The organism is Microbulbifer magnicolonia (genome assembly GCF_035117725.1).
Taxonomy (GTDB): domain Bacteria; phylum Pseudomonadota; class Gammaproteobacteria; order Pseudomonadales; family Cellvibrionaceae; genus Microbulbifer; species Microbulbifer magnicolonia.
Window position 1 is genome coordinate 343,855 of sequence record NZ_JAYEFD010000002.1, and the last position, 24,185, is coordinate 368,039.

The following is a 24,185-nucleotide window of genomic DNA, read 5'->3' on the forward strand; positions in this document are numbered from 1 at the left end:
CGCGTCGACACAGTACAATTTATCGCCAACCTGCGACCGGGTCGCGCGCGGTCGACCGTTAAAGAGTTGCACCGGCGGCGGGCTACTCTTACCTTACTTACCCGGCAGGCCGGACACTGGCCGAAAGCCTCTGCGCTCCAGACAAGACGCGGCGCCTGTTCAAGAAATTCCAACCAGCACGGAAACCGGTATGAGTTACTCTCTCGGAGTGGTGATGGATCCCATCGCCAAGATTAACTTTAAGAAGGACACAACGCTGGCACTGCTGCAGGCCGCACAGCGCAGTGGCTTTGCGCTGTTTTATTTTGAACAGGGTGACCTCTACCTAGACAACGGCCGCGCCATGGGGCGCGGCCGCGCGCTGCAGGTATTCGACGATCCCGCGCGCTGGTTCGAACTGGGGGAAGCCACAGAATTGCCGCTCGGTGAACTCGACACCATGCTGATGCGGGTAGATCCGCCCTTCGACAACGAGTACATCTACTCGACCTATATCCTCGAAGCGGCGGAACGCGAAGGCGCACTGATAGTGAACAAACCGCAGGCGCTGCGCGACTGCAACGAGAAGATTTTTGCCACCACTTTTCCACAATGTTGCCCGCCGCTGATCGTCAGCCGCGACATGCAGAAGCTGCGCGAGTTTCACAACCTCCACCGGGATGCCATCTTCAAGCCTCTGGACGGCATGGGCGGCACCGGCGTTTTTCACTGCAAACCGGACGGCGCCAACCTGGGCGCGATACTGGAAATGCTCACCGACCGGGGCCGCAGGCAAATCATGGGCCAGCGCTATATCCCCGCGATCAAGAACGGCGACAAGCGCATACTGGTGGTGGACGGCGAAGCGGTGCCCTACTGTCTCGCCCGCATTCCCGAGGCGGGTGAAACCCGCGGCAACCTCGCGGCCGGCGGCCGCGGCGAAGCCCGCCCGCTGACCGATCGCGACCGCTGGATCGTCGAGCAGGTGGCACCATCACTGAAGGAACGGGGGCTGCTGTTCGTGGGCCTGGACGTGATCGGTGAATATCTGACCGAAATCAACGTGACCAGCCCCACCTGCGTACGGGAGATAGATGCGGCCTACGGCACCGATATCGGCGGCCTGCTGATGAGCGCCGTCACAGACCGGCTGGACCAAAAGGGGTAAACTAGCCGGCCCCAGCGAACAGGCTGAGCGGAACATAAAAAGCAGTAATCCATAACGAACAATGAATTCGACCGCCAACAGCACGCAACTTCAGGCCGCCCAGCACGACCGCTTTGTGTTCGCCCTGTTTCTCGCCGGCGCCTTCCACGCGCTGGTGATTTTCGGTGTCGCTTTTGCCGCCCCGGAGGGCCGGCAGGCGCCGCCCACGCTGGAGGTGACCCTGGCGCAACACCACACAGCCCAGGCCCCCGAGGATGCCGACTACCTGGCCCAGCACAACCAGCAGGCCAGCGGTACAGCCGACCCCCCCAAGGAACTGTCCAGTAACCGCCGCGCCGAGATCGCGGACACGGTGATCCGCGATGTGAATCCGCTGCCACAACAGCAGATGGCGCGACCGGCCGAGCAGCGCCGTCAGCTGGTGACCACCATCGGCAACAGCCCGCACTGGGCCCCCGAACTGCCGGCCGAGGACAAGCCATCGAAGGAGAAACGCGGCGATGCGCCCAGCGACCTGCCGCTGACCAACCCCGAGATCGCCAGCCTGCAGGCACGGCTGGACAAGATTCGCCAGACCATCGCCCAGCGCCCGCGCGTGCGCCGCCTCACCTCGGTTGCCACCAGGGCGTCTGCCGACGCCGCCTACCTGCACGACTGGCGACAGAAAGTGGAAGCGGTGGGCAACGACAATTTCCCGGCAGAGGCCCTGCAGCGGCAGATTACCGGCAGTCTGCGCATGATGGTGCGGCTGCTGCCCACCGGCGCGGTGGAAGAGGTGGTGATTCTGGACTCCTCCGGTGAACGGGTCCTGGACGACGCTGCACAGCAGATCGTGCGCCTGTCCGCGCCCTTTGCCCCCTTTCCCGCGGAGATCCGCAAGGAGGCCGACCGCCTGGAAATCATCCGCACCTGGCGCTTCGAGATGACCGGCTTTTCCACCACCACCGGAGAAATCTCCCAGCGCGACTAAACTTCCTCTCTGCGCCCGCAATCCGATTAAAGTGGCTCTATGCACAACACCAATATTGACAGCGACCTGACCCACGGGGGCCTGCGCGGCCAGTTCCTGCTGGCCATGCCCGGCATGGAGGACCCGCGCTTCAAGCAGACTATCGCCTTTATGATCGAGCACACGGATGATGGCGCCATGGGCATCGTCATCAATACGCCGAGCAAGGTGCGCTGGAAAGAGGTGTTCGAACAGCTGTCGCTGGCAGACGCCAGCCTGCGGGGCGATGAAACGGTGCTGCTGGGCGGGCCCATGTCACCGGAGCAGGGCTTTGTGCTGCACGGCACCGGGATGAAGTTTGACTCTACCCTGGAAATCAACACCGACATCAGCCTCACCGCCTCGAAGGACATCCTCGAATCGCTCGCCGCCGGACGCGGTCCGGACGACGTGTTGCTGGCGCTGGGCTACGCCGGCTGGGGTCCCGGACAGCTGGAAGAGGAGCTGGTGGATAACGCCTGGCTGACCCTGCCCGCGGAACCCGAGATCCTCTTCGCCACGCCCTGGCACAAGCGCTGGCACATGGCCGCCGCGCGCCACGGTATCGACCTGACGGGAATTGGCTCCCAGGCGGGCCATGCCTGAGCCAGCGATGAACAAGCCGGTCACCGCCCTCGCCTTCGACTTCGGCACCCGCTCCATCGGCGTCGCCTTCGGCCAGAGCCTCACCGGCAGCGCGCGCGAGCTGGCGCCGCTGCCGGCGAAAGACGGCCAGCCCGACTGGACCCAGGTGCAGCGGGTGATCGACGAGTGGCAGCCGCACTACCTGCTGGTGGGCCTGCCGCTCAATATGGACGGCAGCGAGAGCGAGTTCGGCGCCCGCGCGCGCAAGTTCGGCCAGCGCCTGCACGGTCGCACCGGCCTGCCAGTCGAATTCGTCGACGAGCGCCTCAGCACCCGCGCCGCCAAGGAAGAGGCCTTCGAGCGCGGCCACCGGGGCAACTACGCCCGCGATCCGGTGGATTCCATCGCCGCGCGCATCTTTCTCGAGGACTGGCTGCGTTCGCACTGAAGCGCCCGAGCCCGTGGGCGGCCACGGGCAGGCGCCGCTCTGGTAGAATCGCTCCCACATTTCCCAACCGAACGAGCAGTATGTCCATCACCCGTATCCGCATCGCCACCCGCGAGAGCGCGCTGGCCCTGTGGCAGGCCAATTACGTCAAAGACCGCCTGCAACAGCAACACCCGGAACTGCAGATAGAGCTGCTGCCGCTCACCAGTCGCGGCGACCAGATGCTGGACATCCCGCTGGCCAAGGTCGGCGGCAAGGGGCTGTTCGTCAAGGAGCTGGAAGTGGCCATGCTCGAGGAGCGCGCGGATATCGCCGTGCACTCGATGAAGGATGTGCCGATGGAGTTTCCGGACGGCCTGCACCTGTCGGTGATCTGCGAACGCGAAGACCCCCGTGACGCCTTTGTGAGCAATCACTACGCGAGTCTCGACGCGCTGCCGGCGGGCGCCGTGGTCGGCACCTCCAGTCTCAGGCGCCAGTGCCAGCTTCTCGCGCGCCGGCCGGACCTGGAAGTGAAGTTCCTGCGCGGCAACGTCAACACGCGCCTCGCCAAACTGGACGCCGGCGAATTCGACGCCATTATCCTCGCGGCGGCCGGCCTGCTGCGCCTGGAGATGCCCGAGCGTATCCGCGATTTCCTCGCCCCGGAAATCCTGCTGCCCGCCGGCGGCCAGGGCGCGGTGGGTATCGAGTGCCGCCGCGACGGCGAGCTTGAGGCGCTGCTGCAGCCGCTGCACTGCGCCAATACCGCGGCGCGCCTGCGCGCGGAGCGCGCGCTGGTGAAGCGCCTCAACGGCGGCTGCCAGGTGCCGATCGGCTGCTACGCGCAACTCCTCGACGACAGCACTGCCGGCCAGCTGTGGCTGCGCGGCCTGGTGGGCAGCCCCGACGGCCGGACCCTGGTGCGGGCCGAGTGCCGCGGCGCCGCGGATGACGGCGAAGCCCTGGGCACCGCGCTGGCGGAGGAGCTGTTGTCCGCAGGCGCCGACAAGATACTCGCCGCTATCTGACCCCGGACGCGCCACTCTATGGAAGACAGGCAGGGCAGCCTGCGCGGCAAGCGCATACTAATCACCAGACCCGCGCACCAGTCGCGCGACTGGTGCGAACTGCTGCAGGCGGCAGGCGCCCAGGTCGACAGTGTGCCGATGCTGGCCATAGAGCCGATCGACAGCGGCCCGCCAATGCAGGCGATCAAGCAGCGGATTCTCGACTTCGACCAGATAGAGCATGCGCTCTTCGTATCGCAGAACGCGGTGCGGCTCGGCTTCGAGTGGCTGGAGGACTACTGGCCGCAGTTGCCGCAGGGCCCGCGCTACTACGCGATAGGTGCCGCCACCGCCCGCGCGCTGCGCAATCACGGCGTCGCCTGTGCCAGCGACGGCGACAGCATGGACTCCGAGGCCCTGCTGTCGCTGCCCGCGCTGCAGCAGGTCGCGGGACAGCGCATCCTGATTTTCCGCGGCTGCGGTGGCCGGACCCTGATCGGCGACACGCTGCGCGCGCGGGGCGGCCGGGTCGATTACTGCGAAGTCTACCGCCGCATCCTGCCGGCGGAGGCGCCCGCCCAATTGGCGCGCTATGGAACCCAACCGGATGCGATCACCGTGCACAGTGGCGAGACGCTGGCGAACCTGGCCAAATGTATTGAGCAGTCCGCCCGCGACGCGCTGTTCGGCGTGCCGATCGTTTGCCCGAGCCCACGCGTCGCCGACCAGGCCCGGCGCCTCGGTTTCAGCCGCTGCGGCGCCGCCAGAAACGCCGGCGACAGCGCGATGCTGGAGGCGCTGCTGGCAGCGCTGGCCTGATCCGGCGATCGAAATCCCCGCCTGCTTCTAGTAAAAAATTTTAAAAGGGCGCCATGCGTCGTATAAAGCGTGCCGTCTCTCGCTATAATTTGACGACATTTTTTACTCCTGCGCCGCCTAACCCATGACTGACGATAATTCCAAAGACGCCGCGCCCTCCCCGAAAGAGAGCCCCAAAGCAGCGACGGTCACCGCCGACGCCGAAGCGCCCAGCAACTTCGCCAAGGCGGCGCAGGCCAAACCCGCGAAAAAGGGCGGCGACAGGGCCGTCAGCCAGCGCAGAGGTGGCAAAGGCTGGCTGTGGCTGCTACTGCTCGTCGCCGTATTGGGCGGTCTCGGCAGCTGGGCCTGGTACAACTGGCCGCAGTTGCAGCAGACGCTGGGCGGCAAGCTGGACTTTTTGCCCACTGGGCGCGACGCCGAATCACAGCCGGCGCCGGTGGAATCCGTGCCCGCGCCGGAAGCGGTTGTGGTGGAGGCCGCTCCGGATCGACCTGAGGCTGCTCCGCAGCCCGGCCAGCCGGGTCTGCCGGATACGGAAGCGGCCGACAGCGCGGCGGCCCTGCAACAGGCCAACGCCGCCCTGCGCAACCAGCTGCAACTCCAGGACAACGCCATCGCCCAGCTGCAGCAGCAGCTCGCCACCCTGCAGCGCAGTGTCACCGCCCAGGGCAGCCGCCTGAGCGAGCTCGGCAACGTCAGTCGCGACGACTGGCAACTGGCCGAGGCCGATTACCTGCTGCGACTCGCCAACCAGCGCCTGATGCTGGAAAGCGACAGCCGCGCGGCCCTCGGTCTGCTGGAGGAGGTCGACAGCATCTTGCGCCGGGTTGACCTGCCGGATCTCTACGGCGTCCGCCAGCAGCTGGCCCGCGATATCACCGCGCTGAAACTGGTGGAAAACATCGACCGGGAGGGGCTCTACTTGCGCCTCGCCGCACTCGAAGAGCAATTGCTGCGGGTGAATATCCAGCCGCAGTTCGATCTCGCGACCCGCGACCCGGCGCAGGCCGAGCCGGCGGCGCAGACTGCCGATGCACCGGTGTGGAAACGCAGCTGGGAAAATTTCACGCAGTTTATGCGCGACTCGGTGCGCATCCGCGACGGCGATATCGATCCGGTGCTGCTGTCGCCGCAGAGTGAGGCGCGCTTCCGCCAGAACCTGCGCTTGAATATCGAACAGGCACAGCTGGCCCTGTTGCGCGGCGACAGCAGCGTGTACAAGGACGCGCTGAACAGCGCGCGCCAGCTGCTGTTGGAGTACGGTATCGCCGGCCACCAGCGCGATGTATTGCTGCGCGAGCTGGAGGAACTGGCCGCGGAGCCCATAGAGGCCGACCTGCCGAGCCTGACGGCCTCGCAGAGCGCACTGCACGACTACATCGAGCAACTGCACAAAATGTCTGCGTCGGGCGCCGCCGCGCCGGGAGGCGACAGCCAGTGAAACGTTTCCTGTTTGCCGGTCTGGCCCTGCTGTTGTTCGGCGCCTTCCTGGTGGAGGCGATCCGCAGCTACCCCGGCTACCTGCTGGTGATGATCGGCGGCGACGTCGACAAGCGCATCGAGCTGAACCTGTGGGTGGCGGTCATCGCGCTGCTGCTGGGCGTACTCGCTCTGTTTTTCGCCCTGTGGCTGTTGCGCAGCCTGCTGCGCGGTATCGGCGGCAGTGTCAGCCGCATCCGCTTCGGCCGCCAGCGGGTCGCGCGCCGGCGGCTGACCAACGGCCTGGTAGAATTTATGGAGGGCAACTGGGCCCGCGCGCGGCGCCAGCTGCTGAAAAGTGCGCCGCGCTCGGAAGCGCCGCTGATCAACTACCTCGCCGCCGCCCGCAGCGCCTTCGAACTCGGCTTTCGCGACGAGGCCAATGAGCTGCTGGCCAAGGCGGAGGCCTGCGGCGAGGATACCCGCCTCGCCGTCGCGCTCAGCCAGGCGCGCATGCAACTGCTGGACAAGCACTACGAGCAGTGCATCGCCAGCCTGGAGCGCGCCAAGCAGGTCGAGCCCAAACACCCGGCTCTGCTGCAGCTGCTGAAGCAGGCCTATTACCGCCTGGGCGACTGGAACGGACTGCGCGAGCTGCTGCCCGAGCTGGAGAAGCACGCCAATATGCGCGAGGAGGAACTGCAGCAACTGGAGCTGGAGGTCTATCAGCACCAGCTGGTGGACGCCACCAGTCGCCGTGACAGAGACAAGCTGCGCGAGATCTGGCAGGGCCTCAGCGGTCGCTGGCAGCGCAATATGGAACTGCGCGGCCTCTATGCGCAGCAACTGCACCAGATCGGCGATGACGTAGAGGCGGAGAAACAGCTGCGCTGGCTGCTCAATCGCGAGTGGCGCGCCGATCTGGCCCGGCTGTATGGCTGCCTGACCGGGGCCGACGCCACCGCCCAGCTGACCATTGCCGAGGGCTGGCTCAAGGAGTACGGCGAGAACGCCGACTTGCTCACCTGTCTCGGCCGCCTGTGCATGCGCAACGAACTCTGGGGCAAGGCCCGACAGTATTTCGACAAGAGCCTGTTGCTGCGCTCCGACCCGGCCACCTCCGCCGAGCTGGCGCGGCTGCTGCACGCGCTGGGGGAAACCGAGGAGGCGGCAAAGCTGTACAAGGAGGGCCTGATGCAGGCGGTCGCCGACCTGCCGCAACTGCCGATGCCGGACCAGGAGGCACCGCTGCTGGGCGCCAGCGCCTGACGCGCGGCTCCCGCAGCCGATCGTTTTGCCGCGGAGCTGTGTCGCGCCGCAACTGGCAGCCAGCGCCCGCGCCTGGCGGAGTTGGACGGCAGGACTAAGCCCAGAGCCGGATCCCGATCACCCCGTAGGCGAGCAGGTAAATACCCACCACCAGGTTGAGCGCGATCAGCAGCGTCGCGTGACCGCGCACGAAGCGGTTTATGTCAGCGCCGCGATAGCGGAACCAGATGCGCAGGCTCCAGAGCGCGCAGAGGAAGAAGGCGATGGTACCGGCAAATACCATCAGCGAGGCCGCGCTGATCTGGCCGGCCAATACATAGGGGATGCGACTGGCGGCGGCCAGTTTCGCACCGAGCAGTGCGATCAGCATTGCCACCAGGGTCAACAGCGGCCAGGCGCGCAGCGACAGCCGCGCTGCCGGCGCATCCTTTGCACCTTTCGCAAGCCGCCCGAACAGCCAGCGCGGCAGCCAGATCAACGCGAGCAGCAGCGCGGTCGCTGCGCTGAGGGCCCAGAGCGCGGCGATCAGCAGCGGCGCATAGGCGCCGATTGCACTTACCCGCTTCAGTGTTTGCGGACCATAGTGCAGCACCTCGCCCGCCAGCGGGTCTGCAACTCTTACCAGCGCGATCTTGCCGGAGGTCTCCTGCTTGAAGGTCGGCCCGGCCCCGGCGAGCAGCCGGCGCGGCGGCGCGCCTATGAGAGGCCCTATGGTCGCGCCGTCTTTTTTGACCGCCAGCCGCCAGGGCACCAGGTCGGTGAGGAACTCGGCCGATTGCATGACCGGGCTGTCGACACGGTAGAAGCCGTCCAGCGCCAGGTCCTCGTCATTCAGTGCGCGCTCCGCGTCAACGCTCGGCACCACCGTATTCCGGGTGACATAGTCGGCGATCAGCCGGTGGATCTGCGTCACCGCGGGCCCATTGCTGTTGGCCATGACCACGTGAGCCACACCCAGCGCCGGCTGGTAGGCCAGGACTGCACTGGCGCCGGGCAGGCTGCCCTCGTGGCCATAGAACACCACGCCATTGTGGTGAAACACACTGTTGCCGAGCCCCCAGGACAACTGCAGGCCGGCTCGGGCTGCCAGCGTCTGCTGCGGCAGCTCCGTCTGCTCCACGGAGGCCGCCGACAGCACGCGCCCGCCGGCGGAGCTGCCGCGCTGCAGCAGCAGCCGCGCCAGCCTGACCATATCCCGCAGGCTGCTGTGCATACCCCCGGCGGCGCGATTGTTCAGGTGCCAGTAGGGCAACGGCTGTCCCGCCCGGTAGAGCGTCGCCGCGTTGCTGCGATATTCATCGGAATAGAAGTAACCGCTGTCGCGCATGGCCAGCGGATCGAAGAAATTTTGCCGGATGTATTCCTCATACGGAATGCCGGAAACCTTCTCGACGATATAGGCTGCCACCAGCGGGCCGGTATTGTTGTAGGCAGTGCGGGAACCCGGGGCCCAGCGCGATCTGCGCGAGTGCGGATGCAACGCCAGGGCCTCGCGAATGGCGATCGGCTTGCCCTCCCTCGCCACCTGCTCGGCAAAATGCGGCGCGTCCCAGCCGGTACTGTGGTTCAACAGGTGCACCAGCCGCAGTGGATACTGCCCCTCCCAGGGATTGTCGAATTGAATCTCCGGTGCCAGATCGGCCAGCCTGTCATCCAGGCTCAGCCTACCCTCCTCCCGCAGTTTCATCACCGCCAGGCCGACCAGCAGTTTGGAGATGGAGCCCACGCGGAAGCGGGTCTCGGCGCCCACCGGTTTATTCCTGGCGACATCGGCTTCGCCACTGGTGTACCACCAGACCTCCCCGTCCGCTTCGACCAGGGCCACGGCCACGCCGGGTGCGGGCGACTTGGCCATTACCCGATCTATGGCAGTTTCGAGTTGCTGCAGATTCTCAATCGGCGCTGACTGCGGGCGCGGCTCCCCATGTGCAGTCGCCGCCAACAGCAGCAGAAGACTTATTAGCGAGATCATCCGACACATACTTCAGTTCCTTTTTCCATTCTTTCGTTGTGGTTTAATGCCAAAGGAATAAGGCGCCGATCGGCGGGCGGCAAAGAAAGGTTTGTGAACGGTTGTGAAGGGCGCGCCGAAGTCTCCTTCATATTCGGTCACAAGGGCTAAAAGATTGATTTGAAAGAAAAAAACAGCAGCCAGACGCGACAGGACAGCCGCTTCCGGGTGGGTGACTTCGTCTTCGACAGCCGCACCGGAAAATTGACCGGCGCGGATGCAGAGGTGCGCCTCGAGCCCCAGGTGGGTGAATTCCTGCACCTGCTGGTGCGCCGCGCTGGTTCGACGGTCAGCCGCGAGTCCATTAGCGAGGAAATCTGGCCCGACAGGGTCGTCGGCGACGATGCCCTGCGCGTCATGGTGAAGAAATTGCGCGAGGCGCTCGGCGACAACGCGCGCAATCCGACCTATATCAAAACCCTGCCCATGAAGGGCTATGTATTGATCGCCGCGGTGCGCCCTTTGCCGTCGCCGCGCCGGTGCCGTTCCATCTCTCCCGCCCTCGCCGGCGGCACCCTGGCCGCACTGCTGGCGACCATCGGCGTCTTGTTGGGATCCGTGTCATTGAGCCGCGACCCGCCCATCGCCCGCATCGAAGCCCTGACCAGTATGCCCGGCTCCGAACTGAGCCCGGATTACAGCGCGGCGACCGACCGCCTGCTGTTCTCCCACCGCGCCAACAAGGATGACTATCTGCAGCTCTACGCAAAGCGCCTCAGCACGCAGCGGGTGCAGCGGCTGACCTGGGACGACGCCAACTACGCCAACGCCTTCTGGTCGCCAACGGGAACCCAGCTTATCTATACGCGCAGCACCGACGCCGACACGCGGCACTTCCGCGCCGGATTCGATCCTGAGCAGGGCATAGTCGATCCGCAGCCGCTGCCGGCGGTAGCGGTGCAAGGCAAGTTTTTACTGGGCTGGTCGGCAGACAGCCGCTCCGTCTATCTGAAAGATGCCTTCGCGCCGGAGCGGCCCCAGGGCATCTGGAGGCTCGAGCTCGCGAGCGGAAATCTCGCACAGGTTACCGCGCCCAGCGTGCGGGGTATCGGCGACTTCTTTGCCCGCGAGTCCGCGGACGGCCGCATGCTGGCACTGCTGCGCGGTGTTGACGACGGCAAGCGGGAGCTGCTGGTCGTCGATATCCCCACCGGCAGCCTGCTCCACACCCGCGTACTCTCAGGACATCCGGATCGACTGGCGTGGAGCGCCGACGGCCGCAGCCTGGCGCTGTCGAGCTTCGCCGGCGAACTGCTGCAATACCACCTGGCCGAAGACCGCTTCGCCGCGCGGGACAACCCCAGCAGCCATATCAACGATGTGTTCTTCCAGTGCGGTGATGACTGTTACTTCCTGCGCCGCCACAACGGCAATTTTCTCGATCTGCAGGAACAGCCCGATCCGTTCGATACCCGCCCGCTGATGTCCAGCGATCATTTCGATCTGCCCGGTGCCGAGGATTTCCCGCTCTATGACCCAACGGGTGAAATTCTCTACTTTGCCTCCCGCGGGGACGGCGAACTCCTGCTGCAGCGGCGGAGCAGAAAATCCGGCACCGCCACCATTGCCCGCTTTGCGGGCGCGGCGCAGATCAGGTCGCTCGCGATCAATGCCGGCGGCTCGCATATCGCAGGCCTCGTCGACAAACGCATCTTTGTCTTGGATATCGCCTCCGGAGCACTGCGTTTCCTGACGCGGGATATCGATTCGGCGGGCCCGCCGACCTGGACCACAGACGGCCAGGCGATACTCTTTGCCGAGCGCGAAAAGGGCGTGGCGACGCTCTACCGGCACGCCGTCAGCGGCGACCGGCGCTCCGCCGTCATCTCCGGCTACAGCGCTGCGCGGCAGATAGACGAAACGCGGCTGCTGGCCGTCGACGGCAGACAGCGGGCCTGGCTTATCGACGGTGGCGAAGTGGTCCGGCAAGTGGCGGCTCTGCCCTCGATCATGCCGAATCGCTGGCAGATCCGCGGCAAGTGGCTCTACTACACCGGGCACGTCGGCAACAATGCTTATATGACCAGGGTCGATCTGGAAACCGGCACAGAGGAGCAGCGCCTGCTGGCAAGAAATCGCTTCAGGCTGAATTTCGACATGCATCCGCACGCCGCGCGCATTGTTACCGTCAAATCAATGCTGGCGGAAAGTGACCTGATCAGACTCGCGCTGGCCGGCGACTGAACGCCATAGAGCGGGCACAGCGCTACAGGGAGGCGAAGGCGCCGGCGAACAGCATCATCGCGGCGATCATGATCAGGCCCTGCAACAGCGCGATGATGATGGCCTTCATAAAACCGGTGCCCAGCACCAGCATGTAGGCGATGGCGGCCAGTGGAATGGTCAGCAGTATGCCGAGATTCTCGCTGACGCCCGGAATCATGCCGCCGACGATCCGCTGCACGATCACCGCGAGCAGCAGCGCGAACAGGCAGTGAAACACACCGGTGTTCCTGGCGCCCATCATGGCGGCGGCCATCTTCAACGGCAGCACCAGGACCGCTACGATGATGATGACGAAGATGATCAATTCCATTTCTGTGGCTCCCTGTTATTGAATTTCCATTGCCCGGCCGGTCAAAGAGCGTCATCGGGCCCGCCTCTCGTTACCGGGATATTGATGTGCGATCCCTCTTCGCACCTGCGCAATGTGTACAGCGCGATAGCTGGCCCGGTTGCGGCGTCCGGATGACTTGCATGGTGCTCCCTCCCTGGGAGTTCGCACCTTGGCAGTGTCGGCGCTCAGAGGCCCAGTTTGGGCCAGATCTCGTCGATTCTCTGCACCACTTTTTCGTCCCGCTCTATCGCCCTGCCCCATTCACGGCTCGTTTCCCCCGGCCATTTGTTGGTGGCGTCGAAGCCGATCTTGGAGCCGAGGCCGGACACCGGCGAGGCGAAGTCGAGATAGTCTATCGGGGTGTTCTCCACCATCACCGTGTCCCGCGCCGGGTCCATACGCGTGGTCATGGCCCAGATCACGTCTTTCCAGTCGCGTGCGTTGACGTCGTCGTCGGTGACAATGACGAACTTGGTGTACATGAACTGGCGCAGGAAGGACCAGACACCCATCATCACGCGCTTGGCGTGACCGGCGTACTGTTTTTTCATCGTGACGACCGCCAGCCGATAGGAACAGCCCTCCGGCGGCAGGTAGAAGTCGACGATCTCCGGAAACTGCTTCTGCAGAATCGGCACAAACACCTCGTTCAGGGCTTCGCCTAAGACCGCCGGCTCGTCCGGCGGGCGGCCGGTGTAGGTGCTGTGATAGATGGGATCCTTGCGGTGGGTGATCTTTTCCACGGTAAACACCGGGAAGCGATCCACTTCGTTGTAGTAGCCAGTGTGATCCCCGTAGGGACCCTCGTCGGCCATATCGTCGGGATAGATAAAGCCTTCCAGCACATATTCGGCACTGGCCGGCACCTGCAGGTCACTGAGTGTGGCATTGACCACTTCGGTCTTGTCGCCGCGCAGCAGGCCGGCAAAGGCGTACTCGGATAGGGTGTCGGGCACCGGCGTGACCGCGCCGAGAATGGTGGCGGGATCCGCGCCCAGGGCGACGGCGACCGGATAGGGTTGGCCGGGGTTTTTCTTGCACCAGTCGCGGAAATCGAGCGCACCGCCGCGGTGGGACAGCCAGCGCATGATCAGGCGGTTCTTGCCGATCAGCTGCATACGGTAGATGCCGAGGTTCTGGCGCTTCTTCTCCGGCCCGCGGGTGATGACCAGCGGCCAGGTGACCAGGGGCGCGACGTCGCCGGGCCAGCAGGTCTGGATCGGCAGTCTGCTGAGGTCCACGTCGTCGCCGCTCAGCTGCAGCTGCTGGCAGGGTGCGCTCTTCACCACCTTCGGGCCCATGTTCAGCACCTGCTTGAACACCGGCAGCTTTTCCCAGGCGTCGCGCAGATTCTCCGGCGGCTGCGGCTCTTTCAGGAAGGCCAGCAGCTCGCCGACTTCGCGCAGCTCACTGACGCGCTCGCGGCCCATGCCCAGGGCGACCCTTTCCGGGGTGCCGAACAGATTGGCCAGTACCGGCGTGTCGAAACCGACCGGATTCTCAAACAGCAGCGCCGGACCGCCCGCGCGCAGCACGCGATCGGCGATTTCTGTCATTTCCAGGTGCGGATCGACGGGGTGCTGAATGCGTTTGAGCAGGCCGCGCTTTTCCAGCAGCTTGATAAAGTCGCGCAGGTCTTTGTATTTCATGCAATACCGGGCAGAGAACTTGAATCAGTGCGCAGTGTAAAGCAGCGAAGACAAAAAGGGGAACGGCGCCCTCGCGGGAAGGGTGCTGGGAGAGGGGGTGTTTTGTAGAAACGGCCCGCGGCAGGCGCCGCGGACCGTTAAAATCTTTAAGCTGAGTACAGCTTAGAAGCGGGGACGACGCGGACGATCTTGACGATCTTCGCGCGGCTTGGCTTCGTTAACACGGATGTTACGGCCAGACAGCGGCTTGTCGTTCATTTCTTCGATCGCTTTGCGCGCTTCGTCGTCGTTCGGCATTTCTACGAAACCGAAGCCCTTAGAACGGCCAGTCTCACGGTCAGTAATTACGGTAGCCCGAGAGATTTCTCCGAATGCACCGAATGCTTCATTCAGGTCGTCAGAGGTTACGCCGTAGGCCAGATTTCCAATATAGATATTCACAAAAAGTTCTCACTAGATATGTGGGCTGTCGTGCAGTCACAAATGGATAACCAGCTCCACCAGATCATCCATCTGAGATTGGCTTTTGTCGGGTAATCCCCGGGGCCAATTCGGTCGGGCGTCGATTCGTACAGTACATACCTAGCGCCACAATGTGGCCCTTTATATGCCTAACGGCACGCCTTTTCAACAGAATTCGGCGCAAATAATCGCCTTATTCAGTTTCATATATAAAATCGACGCCACTTTTCGGCATCGGTTATAAACGATGATTATTTCCGTTTCATGGACAGGAAGAACTCATCGTTGGTCTTGAAGTCCTTCAGCTTGTCGATCAGGAATTCGGTCGCCGCCAGGTCTTCCATATCGTGCAGCAGCTTGCGCAGGATCCAGACACGCTGCAGCTCGCCCTCGGGCATCAGCAGCTCCTCGCGGCGGGTACCGGAGCGGCGCACGTTGATGGCCGGATAGACGCGCTTCTCGGCGATCTTGCGGTCCAGCTGCAGCTCCATATTGCCGGTACCCTTAAACTCTTCGAAGATCACCTCGTCCATCTTGGAACCGGTATCTACCAGCGCGGTGGCGATGATGGACAGGCTGCCACCCTCCTCGATGTTGCGCGCGGCGCCGAAGAAGCGCTTCGGGCGCTCCAGCGCGTGGGCGTCCACACCACCGGTCAGCACCTTGCCGGAGCTGGGTACGGTGGTGTTGTAGGCGCGCGCCAGGCGGGTGATGGAGTCGAGCAGGATCACCACGTCTTTCTTGTGCTCCACCAGGCGCTTGGCCTTCTCGATCACCATCTCGGCCACCTGCACGTGGCGCGCCGGCGGCTCGTCGAAGGTGGAGGCCACCACTTCGCCGCGCACGGAGCGCTGCATCTCGGTGACCTCTTCCGGGCGCTCGTCGATCAGCAGCACGATCAGGTGGCACTCCGGGCTGTTGCGGGTGATGGCCTGCGCCATGTTCTGCAACATGATGGTCTTACCGGCCTTCGGCGGTGCCACGATCAGGCCGCGCTGGCCCTTGCCGATCGGCGCGACCAGGTCGATGATGCGGCCGATCAGGTCCTCGGAGGAGCCGTTGCCGCATTCGAGTGTCAGGCGTTCGTTGGGGAAGAGCGGGGTGAGGTTTTCGAACAGAATCTTGTTGCGCGCGTTTTCCGGCTTGTCGAAATTGATTTCGTTGACCTTCAGCAGCGCGAAGTAGCGCTCGCCCTCTTTCGGCGGGCGGATCTTGCCGGAAATGGAGTCGCCGGTGCGCAGGTTAAAGCGCCGTATCTGGCTGGGCGATACGTAGATATCGTCCGGGCCCGCCAGGTAGGAGGAGTCGGCGGAGCGCAAAAAACCAAAACCGTCCTGAAGGATCTCCAGTACGCCGTCGCCGTAAATGTCTTCACCGCTTTTGGCGTGGCGCTTCAGGATATTGAAAATGATGTCCTGCTTGCGCGAGCGGGCCAGGTTCTCGAGGCCCATGCCCTTGGCTATTTCAATCAGTTCTTCAATGGGTTTGGTTTTTAATTCGGAAAGATTCATACCAATTGCTTTATTAAGGTTTCTGTTGTCAGTTGGCGCGGACGCGCCGGGAAAGTTGAGGAGGGGTTTGGAGTTTGGGAATTTGCTCGTATCTGCCCCAAACACTGCAGTGCCATTTCCTTTCAGCCACGCGAAGCTCTGGGGAACTCACAATCTGCTCACTATCGATAACAGTTCGAGCAGCATTTGTTACGGATAAGTTCAACTCGAGGAGTTTGCGCGCCGGGGAAGGTCAGAGACCGTGCGGGGGGGCGTCTTTGCCAGCTCGTCGCCAGCTCTTTGATACCTGGCTCGTCTGACTACATTCAAGATTACCAGCCAGTATAACGGCTGTTTTCCATCCTGCAAAGGGAATTTACCCTTTGCAGAACGGATTAGCCGGCGTTACAGCTGGCTGTCGATAAACTCGGTCAGCTGGGCGCGGGACAGGGCGCCGACCTTGGTGCCCTCCACGTTGCCGCCCTTGAACAGCAGCAGGGTCGGGATGCCGCGCACGTTGTACTTGGCCGGAGTTTCCTTGTTCGCATCCACGTCGACTTTGACGATCTTCAGCTTGTCGCCGTAGTGACCCGCCAGGTCGTCCAGTACCGGAGCGATCATCTTGCAGGGGCCGCACCATTGCGCCCAGAAATCCACCAGCACCGGACCCTCGGCCTTGAGTACCTGGGCTTCGAATTCGGCGTCAGTTACGTTGACGATTGAATGCTCGCTCATATTGCTTTCCTGTTCTCTAGTCTCGTCTTGGGTTAGCCGGTGCGGCCTCGACCGCGGGCGCAGCGCGACATGATAAGGACTGCGGGGTCGCAGCCGCAAGGCGGCATTACCCGGTAGATGGGGATGGCGCCACCGGCTTTCAAGCCCCCCATCACGGCTGCTCCGGAAAACGCTGCAGGATCTCATCAAGAGCGCCCGCAGCCTCCGCCGGCATGCCCCGCCCCTGGAATCGCGCTGCCGCTCAGGGCTGCTCGAGAAAACGCTGCAGGATCTCATCAAGATAGTCGAAGCCGAAGGCGCTGGCGGCAATGCGCCGCTCCAGCGGCCGCACCAGCTCCATCGCCTGCAGAGCCGGCCACTGGCGCTCGAGCGCCGACAGCGGCAGGCCGGTGTAACGGCTGAAGGTGTCCAGTGGCACGCCCTCCACCAGGCGCAGCGCGTTCATCAGGAATTCCAGCGGCAGGTCCTCGCGCTCGATCTCGTCGCAATGGGGCGGCGCCAGCTCACTGTGTATCAGGTTTTCCCCGGCGCCCGCAGCAGTCGGGAGGTAGTGCCGCGGCGCGCGCGTGCGGCGGCTGCGCAGAATCCTGCCCTCGTCCGGCAGCGTCACCTTGCCGTGGGCGCCCGCACCTATGCCCAGGTAGTCGCCGAAGGCCCAGTAATTCAGGTTGTGGCGGGACTCCAGTCCGGCGCCGCTGTAGGCGGATACCTCGTAGCGGGCGTAGCCCCTGGCGGCGAGGTAATCGCGCCCGCTGCCCTGCATGCTGGCGATCAGCTTTGATCCGGGCGTGACCGGCGGCGCGCTGTAGAAGGCGGTATTGGGTTCGATGGTGAGCTGGTACCAGGAAATATGCTCCGGCTCCAGGGACACGGCGCGCCGCAGATCCGCCAGCGCCTCCTCCTCGGTCTGCTCCGGCAGGCCGTGCATCAGGTCCAGGTTGATATTGTCGAAACCGGCGCGGCGCGCCATGCCCAGGGCGGCGGCGGCCTCGTGGCCGCTGTGAATGCGACCGAGATTGGCCAGCTGGCGCGGATCGAAACTCTGCACGCCGATGGACAGGCGATTGACACCGGCGGCGCGGTAACCGGAAAACTTTTCCTGCTCGAAAGTGCCGGGGTTGGCCTCCAGGGTGATCTCGATATCCGGCGCAAAGCCCACGGCTCCTTCCGCCACCTCGAGAATCTGGCCGATGGCCGCCGGCGAGAACAGGCTCGGGGTGCCGCCGCCAAAGAAAATCGACTGCAGCTTGCGCCCCTGCACCCAGGGTAATTGGCTCGCCAGGTCGCGCCGCAGCTGCGCCACATACGCCACTTCCGGCAGGCCGTATTCGGAGGAGTGCGGTCCAGCCGCCTCGTGGGAATTCGCGCCGGCGGAAGCCTGGTGAGCGCCTGCGGCCACTGAATGAGAGTTGGCGCCCGCGGCTACTTGATGAGAGTTGGCGCCCGCGGCTACCTGATGAGAATTGAAGTCGCAGTACGGGCATTTGCGCACACACCAGGGGATATGCACGTAGAGACTCAGCGGCGGCAGCTGCAACGGGGAGTGATTTTCAGACAACGGCAGCACCGCCCCGCATGCGCTCGCGCCACAGCGCCTCGAACTGCTGGACCGCCTGCGCCCGGTGGCTGAGCTGGTTTTTCACTTCGCACGCCAGTTGGGCGGACGTCACACCCTGGGACTCGACAAAAAACAGCGGATCGTAGCCGAAGCCCTGTTCCCCGGCGGGCTCGCGCAGTATGCGCCCCGGCCACTGCGCACTGCACACCAGCGGCACCGGGTCGTCGTGCCGGCGCACAAAGGCCAGCGCGCAGTGAAAACTGGCGCCGCGCTGCTCGTCCGGGACGTCGCGCAGGGCTTCGAGCAGCTTGCGGTTATTCTCCCTATCCGTGGCGCCGGGGCCGGCGTAGCGCGCGGAGTAGATTCCCGGCGCGCCATCCAGCGCGTCCACCGCCAGTCCGGAGTCGTCCGCCAGCGCGGGCAGGCCGCTGATCCTGCTGGCGTGGCGCGCCTTGATCAGGGCATTCTCGATAAAGCTGAGACCGGATTCCTCGGCCTCGGGGACGTCGAAATCCGACTGGGGCACCACCTGGATATCCCAGTTGGCGAACAGGTGGGAAAACTCTTTCAGTTTGCCGGCGTTGCCGCTGGCCAACACAATCTTGTCTAGCATCGGATTTGGATGAAAAACGCGGGCACAGGGCCCGCGGGTAAATTGGGATTAGCGGGAACCCGCAAGCGCGCGGACCTCCGCGTCGTTCACTCTTTTTCCAGCTTGCGCCGGAAGTTGATCGTCTCGGTATTGCCATTCGGCAGCTTCACCTCGATATTGAAGGTGAGCGTTTCCTCGTGCTCAAAACGCAGCGGCGCGAGATAGTAAACTGCGTCGCCCTCGCGAATCTCCATAAACTCCAACGGGCGGGACTGCTGGATCAGATTGGTAGCCGTACCGGACATCTCCGAACTGAGCCCGCGCTGGCCGCCCTCTTTCTCCACCACCGACACGTTGACAAACGCCCGGTCTTTCGCGCGCACCAGCTGGTAGTTCTGCGCAATTTCCGGCTTGATGAACTCGCTGTTGAACACCGAGTAGATCACGCGGTAGTCACCAAAATCCTCGTGGCTCTTGATGATTTTGGCCTCCTGCGCGGCGGTACTGGCGGCCCAGAAGAGCAGCGCCAGTGCGGCGGCTGCGGCTAGGATGCGTTTCACACTTCACCTCCTGTCGTTTTCGAAGAGGCCCACAAATGGCACCGAGGCGGCACACGGATGTGCCGCCCGCTGGCCGAAGGCCAGCGCGAGCCCCCGAAATGCCAGCAGACTCGCGCGTCTGCGCCCGCATTTGGCGGGCGGCGCATGCATTTTTCATGGATGAAAAGTGCATGCCCTAGGTAAATAAAGTTTAGCGAGTCAGGTGGTAGATCGCCGTCTCGCCAAACAGATTGGGCAGAAAATCCTTGAAGGCCGCGCCAACCTTGGTCTCGGATACTACTTGGCGATGCAGAATTGTCCAGTTGTTCTCACGGCAGAGCACTTCGAAGTCGCGGAAAGTACAAAAGTGAATATTGGGCGTGTCGTACCATTCATACGGCAATAGATCCGAAACCGGCATGCGCCCCGAGAACGCCAGGTGCCAGCGCGCTTTCCACTGGCCGAAGTTCGGGAAGGTGATAATGCACTCCCGCCCCACCCGCAGCATCTCCCGCACGACCAGGTGCGGCTGGCGCAGCGTCTGCAGTGCCTGGGTCATCACCACGGTATCGAAGCTGCCGTCGGCGAAGTTGCCGAGGCCTGCGTCCAGGTTCTGCTCGACCACGTTGACGCCGCGCTGCAGGCAGCGCTCTATCTGCTGTGGATCAATTTCCAGCCCGTAGCCGCTGACCTGCTTGTTATTGCCCAGCTGCTCGAGCAGGGCGCCGTCACCGCAGCCGAGGTCGAGCACGCGGGTGCGGGGCGCTATCCAGTTCTGAATGACGTCCAGATCGATACGCATCAGTTCACCTCCCGCACGGCTTCCGCCGCCACGCCGTTCATGTAGGCGCCGAACACCCGCTGGTAGCGCTCGTTCGGCAACAGGAAGGCGTCGTGCCCCATGGCGGAGTCGATTTCCGCGTAGCTGACCGGTACGTTCGCGTGTATCAGCGCGTCGGCGATCTCGCGCGAGCGCTCCGGCGCAAAGCGCCAGTCGGAGGTGAAGGAGATCAGCAGGAATTTACACTGCGCGTGAGAGAAGGCCGCCACCGGATCGTCACCGTACTCCCGCGCCAAATCAAAATAATCCAGCGCGCGGGTCATCAGGATATAGGTGTTCGGATCGAAGCTGCTGGAGAAGCTGTCGCCCTGGTGGCGCAGGTAACTCTGCACCTGGAATTCCACCTGTTCCTCGACGCCGCGGTCAAAGGTCCCGGAGCGCAGCTCGCGACCGAATTTCTTGCCCAGGCCGTCATCCGAAAGATAGGTGATATGGCCGATCATGCGCGCCACCGCCAGGCCGCGGCGCGGCAGCTTGTTTTCTTCCAGGTAGCGGCCGCCGCAGAAATCCGGATCCGAGGTGATCGCCTGGCGGGCCGTCTCGTTGAAGGCGATATTCTGCGCGGACAGCTTCATCGCCGAGGCGATCACCACGCAGTGGCGCAGCCGCTGCGGATATTCCAGCGCCCAGCGCATCGCCTGCATGCCGCCGAGACTGCCGCCGACCACCGCGGCCCACTGTTCGATGCCAAGCAGGTCCGCGAGGCGCGCCTGGCTGTGCACCCAGTCGCGCGCGCGCAGGGGCGGGAAATCCGGTCCCCAGGGCCTGCCGGTTGCCGGATTTATCGATGCCGGGCCCGTCGAACCGTGGCAGCCGCCCAGGTTGTTCAGCGACACCACGAAGAACTTGTCGGTATCTATCGGCTTGCCGGGGCCTATGTAGTGATCCCACCAGCCGGGGCGCTTGTCCTCGGGCCTGTGGCGGCCGGCGGCGTGATGGTGACCGGACAGCGCATGGCAGATCAGCACCGCATTGCTTCGCGCCGCATTCAATTCGCCGTAGGTCTCGTATACCAGGCGGTAATCCTGCAGCGTGCGACCACAGGCCAGCTCCAGGGGTTCAACAAAGGTGTGGCTCCGGGGCACCACAATACCGACGGAATCCGGGTCGACGGAGACCGTCTCGGTGGCGGCGAGCGCGGCGGCAGGCGTAGAGATTTTTTCCGTGGACAAGGCAGTAATGTCTTATTGAGTTCAGCGGGAATTGGCGGATGGCAGCCCGTCAAGTGTACGGGAGCGCCGCCGCGGAACACAAATGCTGGGATTTACCTCGAGACAAAAAGCCCGCCGGAGTTGCGGGCTCTTTGTTTGGCGGCGGGCACAGCGCTCAGCTGGCGGTCGCCTTGAGCGGCATCACATTGTCCGCCTGCGGTGCCGGCGCCACCGGCTGCGGCGCCGAGCTGCTCTGGCGCAACAGGTCTTCGAGGGACGCCAGGGCGTTGTCGTTGCGCAGTATCTCCTCCTCCAGCGCGCGGAGATCGGTGCGCTTGCTCTTCGTCTTCTGCTTCAGCTCGGTGAGCTTGATCAGGTGGCGGTTCAGCAGGTGCTTCTGGTACTGCACATGCTGCTTGAGCGGTTCCAGTGCCTGGTCCAGCCAGCCGTCAGCGGCGCAGATCATCTGGCTGTAGAGCCGCCCGACTTCGCTGGCGAGGGTGGCGAGGAAGCGCTCGGTCAGGCGGTCGCGCCGCGCCAGCAGCAGTTGCGGCGAGCGCCGCAACTGCGCCGCCTGGCGGTGCAGGCCGCGCAGCGCGAGACGGAAACTGCGCACACTGAAGTGCTGTTCGCTGGAATCCAGATTCTTCAGCGTAGAGCGCTCGAAGATGGCGTCCACCAGGCGGTTGGCCTGGTCCACCTCGCGCTCCATATTGGACAGCTGGTGATCCACCCCCTCCATAAAGCCGTCGATAGCCTTGGCGAGGCCCAGTGGCGTCCAGCGCTCGTGCAGGGCGCGACTGGTGTCCTCGATCAGCATCTGCAGCTGCTGGCTGGATATCGGTGCCAGCAGCGAGGCGCGCTGGCGGGCCAGCATGCGATGGCTCGATTTCAGGGTCAACAGTTCCTGGTGGCAGAGCTTGTGTTGGCCGCGCACCGTCTGCTGCAGCTGGGCCAGTTCGGCCAGCTGCTCGGCATTTGTGCTGCTGTTGCGCTGCAGATGCGTGAGCGCGGCGCGACCGCTGTTCAGGCGGCGCTTGAGCAGGTCGCGGGTATCCGCCATCAGGGTCAGGGCCTGGTGCAGCGAACGGTGCTCCGCCACCTTCTGGCGATGCTCCATCAGTCGCTGTACCAGCAGCTTCTCGAATTCGGCAAAACGGCTCTGTTGCAGCAGTTCCGCGTCCTGCTGCTGGCGTGCCAGCAGCGCCTTTTTCGCCGACACCCCCACGACGCTGTCGAGCGGCAGTCCCAGCAACTTGCTCACCTGCGCGCGCATCTGCCGCAGCAGCAGCTCGGCGTCCTCGTCCGGATCGTCCCACATGGCGTCTATCTTGTTCAGCAGCGCCATCACCGCAGTGCCGCGGTGTTCCCGCAGCGGCACCAGGTGGGTCTCCCACATATTCAGGTCGGTGCCGCTGACGCCGGCGTCGGCCGCCAGCAGGAAAGCCACCGCCTGGGCACTGGGCAGCGTGCTCAGGGTCAGCTCCGGCTCGTTGCCGAGCGCGTTGAGCCCCGGGGTATCGATGATGCGCAGCCCCTGGGACAACAGCGGGTGCGGCAGGCAGATCAGCGCGTAGCGCCAGGCCGGTATCTCCACCAGCTTGCCCTTGCCGTCCAGGTGACGGCGGTCAAAACCGTAGCGGGCCGCCTCTTCCGGCGTCACCGACTTGCTGGCCGCAACCTTCATCAGCGCCTCGCGGGTGGCATCGGCGTCACTGGCTTCGAACTCGTGCGTGACCCATTTCTGCGGGATGCGGCGGAAACTCTCGAGGCTGGTGTTGGTGGCCAGGGTTTCGATCGGCAGCAGGCGCAGACTGGCCTGCGCGCTGCCGTCACTGAAGATCTCGGTCGGGCACATGGTGGTGCGCCCGGGCTTGGACGGCAGCAGGCGCTTGCCGTAGGTGTGTGACAGCAGCGCGTTGATCAGCTCGGTCTTGCCGCGGGAGAACTCGCCGACCAAGGCCAGGGTGAACTGGTCCTCGGCGAGCAGCGCGCGCGCCTGCTGGACTACCTGGCGCGCGCCGGCGGAATTGGGGAAATGCTCCTGAAGCCAGTGGTTGAACGTGGCGAACTGGCGGTCCAGGGCCTTTTTCCAGCGGTCGTAGTCGGCGATATGCTGGCGCAAGATGGCGTCTTCCATGTAGCGATGTTCTTCTTATTTACTGCACAGCGAAATTTGGACCGACTATTGTCGGCCAAGAGCGGCCATTATAGAAGCGCCGGGGCGCAATTGTTGCGACCCGGTGCGCGCAAGATGGCCAGCCCCACGATCTAGAAGCCGGGTATATGCCAGAACAGGTTGTAGACAAAGGCGGGCATATTGGCCATCTGGGCGAAGCCCAACAGCAGCTTGTCGGCCACTGTCAGCAGGATGAAGACGAAGATCGGGCTGATATCGATCATGCCCAGCGGCGGTATCAGCTTGCGCACCGGCGCGCAGAAGGGCTCCAGCAGCTGGCGCAGCAGCATCAGCGCCGGGTGGCCGCTGTGGGGGGCGATCCAGCTGAAGATGATCGAGATCAGCATGCCGACGAAGACGATCGCAATCACTGTCGTGATGCAGCCGATCAGCGACCACAGCAGCGCGCTGAGCGGGTTGAACAGGCCGATACCGGCGAGCAGGCCGCAGCCGATGATCATCACCACACCGACCAGCAGTGCCAGCACCAGCGATGCCATATCGATGCCGAACAGCCCCGGAATCACCTTGCGCAGCGGCAGCAGCAGGGGGTTGGTGATCTTGACGATGCCCTGGGAGATCGGGTTGTAGAAATCCGCGCGCGCCAGCTGCAGCAGGAAGCGCATCAGCACGGCAAACAGGAACAGGATGCCCAGGGTGGCCAACAGGAAGACGCCGATATTGCTGAAGGTGTTTACCATTGAAAATCCCTTTGGGGTGGCATGCATGCGGCGCCGTCGGCGCCGCGCTCATT

22 protein-coding genes are annotated in these 24,185 nt (G+C 64.0%); 9 read left to right on the plus strand and 13 right to left on the minus strand.

Features of this window, described 5'->3' with window-relative positions:
* Window positions 1-190 precede the first annotated feature (190 nt).
* The 8 genes from gshB (at window position 191) to RRF64_RS10785 (ending at window position 7,667) form a co-directional block, all read left to right on the plus strand.
* Window positions 191-1,147 carry a glutathione synthase gene (gene gshB, locus RRF64_RS10750; RefSeq protein ID WP_323845885.1) on the plus strand — a complete coding sequence of 319 codons (957 nt, stop codon included), beginning with the start codon at window positions 191-193 and terminating at the stop codon, window positions 1,145-1,147.
* A 61-nt stretch (window positions 1,148-1,208) separates the two neighbouring features.
* Window positions 1,209-2,117, plus strand: coding sequence for an energy transducer TonB (locus RRF64_RS10755; RefSeq protein WP_323845886.1), 909 nt, complete (start codon window positions 1,209-1,211; stop codon window positions 2,115-2,117).
* A 39-nt stretch (window positions 2,118-2,156) separates the two neighbouring features.
* Window positions 2,157-2,741: a YqgE/AlgH family protein gene (locus RRF64_RS10760; protein WP_323845887.1), complete on the plus strand. Its 585-nt coding sequence runs from the start codon at window positions 2,157-2,159 to the stop codon at window positions 2,739-2,741.
* Window positions 2,734-3,168 carry a Holliday junction resolvase RuvX gene (gene ruvX, locus RRF64_RS10765; protein WP_323845888.1) on the plus strand — a complete coding sequence of 145 codons (435 nt, stop codon included), beginning with the start codon at window positions 2,734-2,736 and terminating at the stop codon, window positions 3,166-3,168. Before RRF64_RS10760 ends, ruvX begins: the two co-directional genes overlap by 8 nt.
* A gap of 80 nt (window positions 3,169-3,248) precedes the next feature.
* On the plus strand, window positions 3,249-4,178 hold the full coding sequence (hemC, locus tag RRF64_RS10770; RefSeq protein ID WP_323845889.1) for a hydroxymethylbilane synthase: 930 nt from the start codon (window positions 3,249-3,251) through the stop codon (window positions 4,176-4,178).
* A gap of 18 nt (window positions 4,179-4,196) precedes the next feature.
* Window positions 4,197-4,976: a uroporphyrinogen-III synthase gene (locus RRF64_RS10775; RefSeq protein ID WP_323845890.1), complete on the plus strand. Its 780-nt coding sequence runs from the start codon at window positions 4,197-4,199 to the stop codon at window positions 4,974-4,976.
* A gap of 124 nt (window positions 4,977-5,100) precedes the next feature.
* Entirely contained in the window at window positions 5,101-6,420 is a 1,320-nt protein-coding gene (locus tag RRF64_RS10780) for a uroporphyrinogen-III C-methyltransferase (protein ID WP_323845891.1), read from the plus strand.
* Window positions 6,417-7,667: a heme biosynthesis HemY N-terminal domain-containing protein gene (locus tag RRF64_RS10785; RefSeq protein ID WP_323845892.1), complete on the plus strand. Its 1,251-nt coding sequence runs from the start codon at window positions 6,417-6,419 to the stop codon at window positions 7,665-7,667. The genes RRF64_RS10780 and RRF64_RS10785 overlap by 4 nt, the downstream gene beginning before the upstream one ends.
* Before the next feature lie 94 nt (window positions 7,668-7,761).
* Here the strand turns inward: RRF64_RS10785 and RRF64_RS10790 are convergent, their stop codons facing one another.
* Window positions 7,762-9,648 (minus strand): serine hydrolase domain-containing protein, encoded by a 1,887-nt coding sequence (locus RRF64_RS10790; RefSeq protein ID WP_323845893.1) that lies wholly within the window; start codon window positions 9,646-9,648, stop codon window positions 7,762-7,764.
* 150 nt (window positions 9,649-9,798) lie between these two features.
* On the opposite strand from RRF64_RS10790, the gene RRF64_RS10795 reads away from it, so the two are divergent.
* The gene (locus tag RRF64_RS10795; protein ID WP_323845894.1) at window positions 9,799-11,862 is read left to right on the plus strand and encodes a winged helix-turn-helix domain-containing protein; all 2,064 of its coding nucleotides are present in this window, start codon (window positions 9,799-9,801) and stop codon (window positions 11,860-11,862) included.
* Between the two features lie 22 nt (window positions 11,863-11,884).
* Here RRF64_RS10795 and RRF64_RS10800 read toward each other — a convergent pair whose 3' ends face one another.
* The 12 genes from RRF64_RS10800 to RRF64_RS10855 form a co-directional block, all read right to left on the minus strand.
* Window positions 11,885-12,214, minus strand: coding sequence for a hypothetical protein (locus RRF64_RS10800; RefSeq protein WP_323845895.1), 330 nt, complete (start codon window positions 12,212-12,214; stop codon window positions 11,885-11,887).
* 206 nt (window positions 12,215-12,420) lie between these two features.
* The gene (ubiD, locus tag RRF64_RS10805; protein ID WP_323845896.1) at window positions 12,421-13,884 is read right to left on the minus strand and encodes a 4-hydroxy-3-polyprenylbenzoate decarboxylase; all 1,464 of its coding nucleotides are present in this window, start codon (window positions 13,882-13,884) and stop codon (window positions 12,421-12,423) included.
* A gap of 162 nt (window positions 13,885-14,046) precedes the next feature.
* The gene (locus tag RRF64_RS10810; RefSeq protein WP_323845897.1) at window positions 14,047-14,325 is read right to left on the minus strand and encodes an RNA recognition motif domain-containing protein; all 279 of its coding nucleotides are present in this window, start codon (window positions 14,323-14,325) and stop codon (window positions 14,047-14,049) included.
* Between the two features lie 272 nt (window positions 14,326-14,597).
* Complete coding sequence (gene rho, locus RRF64_RS10815) at window positions 14,598-15,857, minus strand: transcription termination factor Rho (RefSeq protein WP_323845898.1); 1,260 nt, start codon at window positions 15,855-15,857, stop codon at window positions 14,598-14,600.
* Window positions 15,858-16,241: 384 nt separating this feature from the next.
* The gene (gene trxA, locus RRF64_RS10820; protein ID WP_323845899.1) at window positions 16,242-16,571 is read right to left on the minus strand and encodes a thioredoxin TrxA; all 330 of its coding nucleotides are present in this window, start codon (window positions 16,569-16,571) and stop codon (window positions 16,242-16,244) included.
* 241 nt (window positions 16,572-16,812) lie between these two features.
* Window positions 16,813-18,129 (minus strand): radical SAM family heme chaperone HemW, encoded by a 1,317-nt coding sequence (hemW, locus tag RRF64_RS10825; RefSeq protein ID WP_323845900.1) that lies wholly within the window; start codon window positions 18,127-18,129, stop codon window positions 16,813-16,815.
* Window positions 18,122-18,742 carry an RdgB/HAM1 family non-canonical purine NTP pyrophosphatase gene (rdgB, locus tag RRF64_RS10830; RefSeq protein WP_323845901.1) on the minus strand — a complete coding sequence of 207 codons (621 nt, stop codon included), beginning with the start codon at window positions 18,740-18,742 and terminating at the stop codon, window positions 18,122-18,124. Before rdgB ends, hemW begins: the two co-directional genes overlap by 8 nt.
* 86 nt (window positions 18,743-18,828) lie before the next feature.
* On the minus strand, window positions 18,829-19,281 hold the full coding sequence (locus tag RRF64_RS10835) for a DUF4426 domain-containing protein (RefSeq protein WP_323845902.1): 453 nt from the start codon (window positions 19,279-19,281) through the stop codon (window positions 18,829-18,831).
* A 190-nt stretch (window positions 19,282-19,471) separates the two neighbouring features.
* Window positions 19,472-20,062, minus strand: a complete 591-nt coding sequence (gene metW / locus RRF64_RS10840) for a methionine biosynthesis protein MetW (RefSeq protein ID WP_323845903.1) — start codon at window positions 20,060-20,062, stop codon at window positions 19,472-19,474.
* Window positions 20,062-21,258, minus strand: coding sequence for a homoserine O-succinyltransferase MetX (gene metX, locus RRF64_RS10845; RefSeq protein WP_323846691.1), 1,197 nt, complete (start codon window positions 21,256-21,258; stop codon window positions 20,062-20,064). The genes metW and metX overlap by 1 nt, the downstream gene beginning before the upstream one ends.
* Before the next feature lie 169 nt (window positions 21,259-21,427).
* The gene (locus RRF64_RS10850) at window positions 21,428-23,392 is read right to left on the minus strand and encodes a dynamin family protein (protein ID WP_323845904.1); all 1,965 of its coding nucleotides are present in this window, start codon (window positions 23,390-23,392) and stop codon (window positions 21,428-21,430) included.
* A 131-nt stretch (window positions 23,393-23,523) separates the two neighbouring features.
* Entirely contained in the window at window positions 23,524-24,132 is a 609-nt protein-coding gene (locus RRF64_RS10855) for a YggT family protein (RefSeq protein WP_323845905.1), read from the minus strand.
* Window positions 24,133-24,185 lie beyond the last annotated feature (53 nt).

Excerpts from the sequence above, each read along its gene's own strand:
- gshB (WP_323845885.1), top strand. The coding sequence starts at position 191 with ATGAGTTACTCTCTCGGAGTGGTGATGGATCCCATCGCCAAGATTAAC.
- RRF64_RS10755 (WP_323845886.1), top strand. The coding sequence starts at position 1,209 with ATGAATTCGACCGCCAACAGCACGCAACTTCAGGCCGCCCAGCACGAC.
- RRF64_RS10760 (WP_323845887.1), top strand. The coding sequence starts at position 2,157 with ATGCACAACACCAATATTGACAGCGACCTGACCCACGGGGGCCTGCGC.
- ruvX (WP_323845888.1), top strand. The coding sequence starts at position 2,734 with ATGCCTGAGCCAGCGATGAACAAGCCGGTCACCGCCCTCGCCTTCGAC.
- hemC (WP_323845889.1), top strand. The coding sequence starts at position 3,249 with ATGTCCATCACCCGTATCCGCATCGCCACCCGCGAGAGCGCGCTGGCC.
- RRF64_RS10775 (WP_323845890.1), top strand. The coding sequence starts at position 4,197 with ATGGAAGACAGGCAGGGCAGCCTGCGCGGCAAGCGCATACTAATCACC.
- RRF64_RS10780 (WP_323845891.1), top strand. The coding sequence starts at position 5,101 with ATGACTGACGATAATTCCAAAGACGCCGCGCCCTCCCCGAAAGAGAGC.
- RRF64_RS10790 (WP_323845893.1), bottom strand. The coding sequence starts at position 9,648 with ATGTGTCGGATGATCTCGCTAATAAGTCTTCTGCTGCTGTTGGCGGCG.
- RRF64_RS10800 (WP_323845895.1), bottom strand. The coding sequence starts at position 12,214 with ATGGAATTGATCATCTTCGTCATCATCATCGTAGCGGTCCTGGTGCTG.
- ubiD (WP_323845896.1), bottom strand. The coding sequence starts at position 13,884 with ATGAAATACAAAGACCTGCGCGACTTTATCAAGCTGCTGGAAAAGCGC.
- rho (WP_323845898.1), bottom strand. The coding sequence starts at position 15,857 with ATGAATCTTTCCGAATTAAAAACCAAACCCATTGAAGAACTGATTGAA.
- trxA (WP_323845899.1), bottom strand. The coding sequence starts at position 16,571 with ATGAGCGAGCATTCAATCGTCAACGTAACTGACGCCGAATTCGAAGCC.
- rdgB (WP_323845901.1), bottom strand. The coding sequence starts at position 18,742 with ATGCTAGACAAGATTGTGTTGGCCAGCGGCAACGCCGGCAAACTGAAA.
- metW (WP_323845903.1), bottom strand. The coding sequence starts at position 20,062 with ATGCGTATCGATCTGGACGTCATTCAGAACTGGATAGCGCCCCGCACC.
- RRF64_RS10850 (WP_323845904.1), bottom strand. The coding sequence starts at position 23,392 with ATGGAAGACGCCATCTTGCGCCAGCATATCGCCGACTACGACCGCTGG.
- RRF64_RS10855 (WP_323845905.1), bottom strand. The coding sequence starts at position 24,132 with ATGGTAAACACCTTCAGCAATATCGGCGTCTTCCTGTTGGCCACCCTG.